Origin of the sequence: Pseudomonas sp. BN415 (genome assembly GCF_029871195.1) — a bacterium.
In the GTDB taxonomy this organism is placed as follows: Bacteria; Pseudomonadota; Gammaproteobacteria; order Pseudomonadales; family Pseudomonadaceae; genus Metapseudomonas; species Metapseudomonas resinovorans.
This window is the reverse complement of the sequence record NZ_SSOK01000053.1, coordinates 308,309-314,845: the sequence shown is the minus strand read 5'-3', so window position 1 is coordinate 314,845 and position 6,537 is coordinate 308,309. Positions and strand designations below refer to the sequence as shown.

The window sequence follows — 6,537 nt, the reverse complement described above, 5'->3', positions numbered from 1 at the left end:
GGCAAGCTCCAGTGGCTGGAGGAGCGCAAGGCCAATATCCCGCCGCCCAAGCCCAGCGAAGCGCTGATTACCCAACTGGCCAAGGAAAAGCACCTCGACCCCGCCACCGGCCGCCCAACTCCCGAGTCCCCCAACTTCGTCCACCTTCCTCACTACCCGTAGGATCTGGCCCGATGGTAAATCTCCCGCAACAGCTAACGCAGACAGAGCGATTTCATTCGCTCAAGAAATTGGCTATCACCGTCATTCCCCGTCTTCGCCCACCATCGCGTTCTCTTCCTTGGTCTTGGCCAGGCTGTGATGGAGGAAGGCCTGGGCGATGACGGCGCGGAGCTGGTCGTCGTCCCAGGGTTTGGTGAGGAACTTGTAGATGGCGCCCTGATTGATGGCGTCGGTGACGGACTTCAGGTCGGTGTAGCCGGAGAGCACGATACGAATGGTGTCCGGGTAGAGGTCCTTTACCCGGCTGAGGAACTCGGTGCCATTCATTTCCGGCATGCGCTGGTCGGAGAGGATTACCTGGATGTCGTGCTTGGCCAGGTGCGCGAAGGCGTCCTGGGCGCGCGTAGCGGTGAAGATCTGATAGCCGTCCCGGCGCAGCACGCGAGTCAGGGCGCGGAGGATGTTTTCCTCGTCGTCGAGCAGCAGCAGGGTCTGGGTATTGCTGGCACCAGAGCGGGTCTCCAGGTAGGCGGCCGGGCTCTTGTGGTGTTCGTGGAGGAACTGGTCGAGCTGTTCGAAGGGCATCGGCCGGGCGAAGTAGTAACCCTGGAACTCGTCGCAGTGGCTCTTTTTCAGGAAGGCGAACTGGGACTCGCTCTCCACTCCCTCGGCGATCACCCGCAAGCGCAGGTGGTGGGCCATTGAGATGATGCCCTGGGTGATGGCCGCGTCATGCCGGTCGCTGATGATTTCCTGGACGAAGGCGCGGTCGATCTTCACCTTGTCGATGGGCAGGCGCTTGAGGTAGTTGAGGCTGGAGAAGCCAGTGCCGAAGTCGTCGATGGACAGCCGCACGCCCAAGGCCTTGAGCGCTTGCAGGGTGGCGATGGCGCGCTCGGCGTTATCCAGCAGCACGGTCTCGGTGATTTCCAGTTCCAGCAGTTCGGCGGGCAGGCGGGTCTCTTCCAGTACACGCCGCACGCTGTCGACGAAGATGTTGCGCTGGAAGTGCACCGCCGAGATGTTCACCGCCACGACAGCGCCGGTCATGCCGCGATCGAGCAGCTCGCGGCAATCGCGGCAGGCGGTGGCGAGCACCCATTCGCTCAGGGGGATGATCTGTCCGGTGTCTTCGGCCACGGGCACGAACTGCGCCGGGGAGATGAAGCCGAGCAGTGGGTGCTGCCAGCGCAGCAGGGCCTCGAAACCGGTGACGCGGCCGTTGCGGCCGTCGATCTGCGGCTGGTAGTAGAGCATGAAGGCGTTGGCTTCCAGCGCCTTCTGCAACTCGTTGCGCAGGGTCACCCGCTCGCTGACCTTCTGCTCCAGGTCGGTGGTGTACCACTGGTAGCAGTTGCGTCCCTGCTGCTTGGCCTTGTACATGGCCAGGTCCGCCTGCTGGATCAGTTGCATGGGTTGTTGCATGCCTTTCTCGCTCATGGCGATACCCAGGCTGGCGGTGATGTGCAGTTCGCTACCGGCGATGGGGTAGGGGCGGGCGATGCAGTCGATGACCCGCTCAGCCACCTGCAACACGTCTTCTTCGCGGGCCAGGTCCGGCAGGATCAGGATGAACTCGTCACCCCCCAGGCGTGCCACGGTGTCGCCGGGGCGGACCTGCTGGGTCAGGCGTCGCGCTACTTCCACCAGTATCTGGTCGCCGATGCCATGTCCCATGGAGTCGTTGATCGGCTTGAAACCGTCGAGGTCGATGAACATCACCGCCAGCTTGCGCTGGTAGCGCTGGCTGATCTGGCAGCCCTGGCGCAGTCGGTCCTCCAGCAGCGAGCGGTTGGGCAGGCCGGTGAGCACATCATGGCTGGCGTTGTAGGCCAGTTCGGACTCCACCCGTTTCTGCTCGGAAATGTCGTTCTGTACCCCGATGAAGTGGGTGATTTCACCCTGTTCGTTTGGCACCGGGGCGATGTAGAGGTCGTTCCAGAAGGGCGTGCCGTCCTTGCGGAAGTTGCGCAGCACGACGTGGACCTCGCGTTTCTCCGTCAGTGCATGGCGAATTTCGGCGATGCCCGGCTGCTCGCGGTCGGCGCCCTGCAGGAAGCGGCAGTTGCGCCCCATGGCTTCATGCGCGCTGTAGCCGGTGATGCGTTCGAAGGCCGGGTTGACGTAGACCACCGGCAGGTTCTCGTCGGTTGCATCGCAGATCATGGCGCCGTTGTAACTGGCCTCGATGCTGCGCTGGAGGATGCGCAGCTGCTTTTCGGATTCCTTTGCCCGGCTGACGTCGCGGAAGGCGATGACCCAGCCGCCGAGGGATTGCGCGTGCAGCAGCGGCGCGCAGTCGTAGGCGATATGGCGTTCGCCGCCCAGGCTGACTTCGCCGTGGCGGCCGCCGGTCGCCGGGGCGCTGTAGAGGTCCAGCGGCAGGTGTTTGGCCAGGGCCTGGCCAAGGAGGTCGTCGGCGCGCTGCCCAAGCAGTTCGGCGCCCGCAGGGTTGACGAAGTTCAGCCGTCCTAGGCGATCCACCGCCAGCAGGCCCTCGCCAACGCTGTTGGTGATGGCCGAAGTGAAGTCCAGTTGTTCCTGCAGGCGCTGTTCGCCGGAGAGTACCTGCTGCACCAGGCGGATGTTCTCCAGCGCGGCCACGGCCATCTGGGCGAATTGCTGGGCGATGGCCAGGTCGTCCTGGTTGAAGTCGCCGTCGAACTTGTCGGAGAGCTGCATCAGGCCGAGGTGATGTCCGCCATGATCGATCAGCGGCACGGCCAGCCAGCCGCGCAACGGGAGCTGGCCGTTTTCAGGGTCACCCCTGGCATCCAGCTCGGCGCGGGTCAGCAGGATCGGCTGGTTGCCAGCACAGACTCTCCCATAGAGGGCCAGGCCCTCTGCCGGTAGCTGAGGGTCTTGCCAGGCCTGGTACTTGGCGGACAGGGAAAAGGTGCTCAGGCCCTGTCCATCGCTCAGGTCGAGCAGTGACTGGTGGGCGCCGACCAGCAGGCGCAGTTGTTCGCACATGAAGTCCAGCAGGGCGCGCGTATCGAGGATGCCGCCGATGCGCAGGGCGGTCTCGCTCAGGCCTCGGAGCAGCAAGGCCTTGCGCTCCGACTGGGTCAGGGTGACTTGCAGGGCGCGGGTCATGCGGTTGCGTTCGCCAATGTCCTTGGCGATACCGAATACGCCGACTATTCGGCCCTCTATGACGATAGGCAGGAGGGTGACGTCCAGTTCCAGTACATCACCGGCTCGGTTGTGGCAGTGGACTTCGTAGCGTTGTGCCCTGCCGTCGAGCGTGCTGCGAAAGTGCTGGCGGGCGTAGTCGATGTCGGTTTCGAGCACCAGGCTGGAGAAGAGCTGGCCGAGCAGCTCCGATTCGCTGTAGTCGATCAGCTCGCAGCCGGCCTGATTGAGGCTGAGGAAGCGCCCTTCGCGATCGAGGGAGAACACCGGGTCGGGGTTGAAGATGAACAGCGAGCGGTAGCGCTGCTCGCTCTCCAGCAGGCGGAGGCGGTCGTTCTGGCGTTCGATGGCGATGGCTGCCAATTGTCCGGCGGTGCCGATCAGTTGCAGGGACTCATCGTCCGGGGCGCACGGCTGGTGCAGGTAGACGGCGAAGGTGCCGAGCACATCGCCGTGGTGGGCGATCAGCGGGATCGCCCAGCAGGCGCGCAAGCCGTGACGCAGGGCTTGTTCACGGTGCTCGTGCCAGAGCGGGTCTTCACTGATGTCTTCGCTGACCACCATCTGCCGACGGAACACAGCGGTGCCGCAGGCCCCCGCCAAAGGCCCAATGGGCTGGCCGTCCAGCGCCTGGTTGAAGGCGTCGGGAAGGCTTGGCGCGGCGCCCAGGCGCAAGCGTTTTGGCTCGCCATCCACCAGGAGCACTGAACAGAGTGCGGACGGATCCAGGGTCTCGCTCATCAGGCAGATGGCCTTGAGGATCTCGCGCAGCGGCTGGTCGGTAGAGATCATGCTGAGGATGTCGCGCTGATCCTCGGCATAGGCTTCGTGGCGCACCAGGCTGGTGATGTCGTGGGCGACGGCGAACAGGGTGCGCTCGTTCTCTGACCAGCCGGCGGACCAGAGCAGGTGCACTTCGCTGCCGTCCTTGCGCTGGCAACGGTTGCGCACGGCGTCCCAGGATTCCCCGCGGATGATGGCCTGGATGTCGCCACGGGTGCGCTCGCGGTCCTCATCGAGGATGAAATCGGTGTAGGGGCGACCGATCATTTCCTCGGGCCGGTAGCCGAGCACGCCGTGGCAGGAGGGGCTGACCTGGGTGAAGCGCTCGGCGGCATCGATGGAACAGAGCACGTCCATGGAGTGGTCCATGATCCGTTGGTTCTGCGCTTGCAATCGGGCCTGGTGCTGCAGGCTCAACTCCAGTTCGCGGTTGCTTTCGCGCAGTCGCTGGCTGCGCTCGATGGCCAGGCGCGAAAAGCTCTGGCTGACCATCAGCAGAAAGGTCAGGCCCAGGCCGAAAAGCATGAGCAGCGCTGGCAGGTAGACCGCGGCGTAATCGCTGCGTGGCAGGGCCTGGTAAGTGCGCAGTTGCCAGCGTCCCTCCGGACCGAGGTCGGTGCGTTGTTCGCCCACTGGGAACAGGCTGTGGCCTTCGTTGCCGGTACTGGACTCATAGATGCGACGGGAACCTTCGAAGACCTCCAGCACGAAGCCGTCCAGGTCACGACCCAGTTGGCGATCCAGGGTCGCGCCGATGTCCAGCCCGGCCACCAGCAGGGCGGTGGGCTGGCCTTCGATCCGCAGGGGGGTCGCTACCAGCGAGCTGTTGTCGGTGGCGCTGAAGCTCTGCACCGTGCTCATCTGCGCGCTATTGCCCTGGCGCACCTGCTGCAGCCAGTTACGCTGCTCCTTCTGGGTGAGAAAACGCGCCAGCCAGTCACCGGCGTGCGGGTGGCGGGCCTGCTGTCGGAGCGGCTTGAGATCGGCGTCGAGCACCGCGATCAGGTTGATGTTGGGAAAATCGCGCAGATAGCCGCTGGACTCCTGTTGCCACAGTGTCTCCGGTAACGCGCCATGCAGGCTGTGCCAGCGGTCGGCCATGCGCTGCATCAGCTGCAGGCGCACGGTGAGGGTGTTCTCGATGGACGATTGGGCGCGCAGTAGCAGTTGGTGGCTGTGGGCGTTGAGCGTGGCGATCTCGTTCTGGCTGAGGAGGAACCAGCCGATGCAGGTGATCAGGGCTCCAAGCAGGCCGGTGGTCGTGGCGCTCCGGTCGAGCAGGCGCCGGCGCTCGTCGGGCAGGGCGCAGAGCAGCAGCACACCGACCCCGAGCAGGATGACGAAGAGGTTGGCGATGTGCCCGTACTCCGGGCGGAAGGCGAAGCGTGGCAGGCCGTGGCTGGCGCCCAGCAGGGAAATCTGCGAGAGCAGCGCCAGGCCGATCAGGGCGAGGCCGCAGAGTTGGCTGAGCCAGCGCCCACCCTGGCGGGTAACGGCCAGAAGCATGGCCAGGCCGAACAGGCAGGCGACGATCGCCAGCTCGCTGCGAATGCGCCAGTAGCCGCTGACCAGCGAGCGACCGTGCTCGCTGCCGCCGGCGAGGACATTGTGCCCGAGGCTGTAGCCGGCCACGGTGATCAGCGCCAGGCTCGCCAGTAACGAGAGCCGATGCAGGCCGCGGGTCGCGCTCAGCAGGGCGGCGCCCGCGAGGAGGGTGATCAGGGCGCTGTCGGGCAGCAGCACGAGTTCGTAGCGTGCGGGGCTGGCCTTGGTCAGGAAGAAAATCAGGCTGATCACGCCCTGGGCCATCAGGGCGAAGGCCAGGCAGTGCAGGTAGGCTTGGTAGCCGAGTTCGCGGTTGTGCTTGGCCATGTAGAGGTGCCGTTCCGGTGGCAGGTGTGGTCCTGACTGATCGGGATCAGTCATCCAGGTCGTAGCCCTCCAGCAGTACGGCGCCTTCTGCGTCACGCCGCACGCGGGTCAGCCCGGGGTGCTCGATCTCCAGGCGTAGCAATTCGCGGCGCTGGCGGTCGAGGGTGTTTTGCTGGCCGCGCACCTGGTCCAGCAGGCGGCGGTTCTCGTCGCGCAACTGGTAAAGGTCGATGGCGGCCTGGAGGGCGCTTTCGATGTCGCAGTTCTCCCAGGGTTTGGAGAGGAAGCGATAGACCTCGGCGCGATTGATCGCCTGCATCAGGGTGGTGCGGTCGCCATGGGCGCTGAGCAGCATGCGCAGGGCGTCGGGCTGGCGCTGCCGGGCGAACTGCAGGTAAGTCAGGCCATCCAGTTGCGGCATGTTGAGGTCGCAGATGATGGCGGCGTACTGGTGCTCGGCCAGGGCCGCAAGCGCGGCTTCGGGCTTGTCGAAGGCATGCAAGGCCCAGCCCTGTGGGCGCAGCAGGCGCTGCAGGGCACTGAGGATGTGGGGTTCGTCGTCCACCAGCTGGATCTTGATCATCG

3 protein-coding genes are annotated in these 6,537 nt (G+C 65.1%); 1 reads left to right on the top strand and 2 read right to left on the bottom strand.

The features are described 5' to 3' along the window. On the top strand, positions 1-162 hold a 162-nt coding region (locus tag E8F20_RS14640), incomplete at its 5' end, for a DUF6396 domain-containing protein (RefSeq protein WP_280284351.1). Positions 163-243: 81 nt separating this feature from the next. Here the strand turns inward: E8F20_RS14640 and E8F20_RS14635 are convergent. Together E8F20_RS14635 and E8F20_RS14630 are read right to left on the bottom strand one after the other, a co-directional pair. Further along, positions 244-6,006 (bottom strand): EAL domain-containing protein, encoded by a 5,763-nt coding sequence (locus E8F20_RS14635; protein WP_280284340.1) that lies wholly within the window; start codon positions 6,004-6,006, stop codon positions 244-246. Then, entirely contained in the window at positions 5,999-6,535 is a 537-nt protein-coding gene (locus E8F20_RS14630; protein WP_280284339.1) for a response regulator, read from the bottom strand. Before E8F20_RS14630 ends, E8F20_RS14635 begins: the two co-directional genes overlap by 8 nt. Positions 6,536-6,537 lie beyond the last annotated feature (2 nt).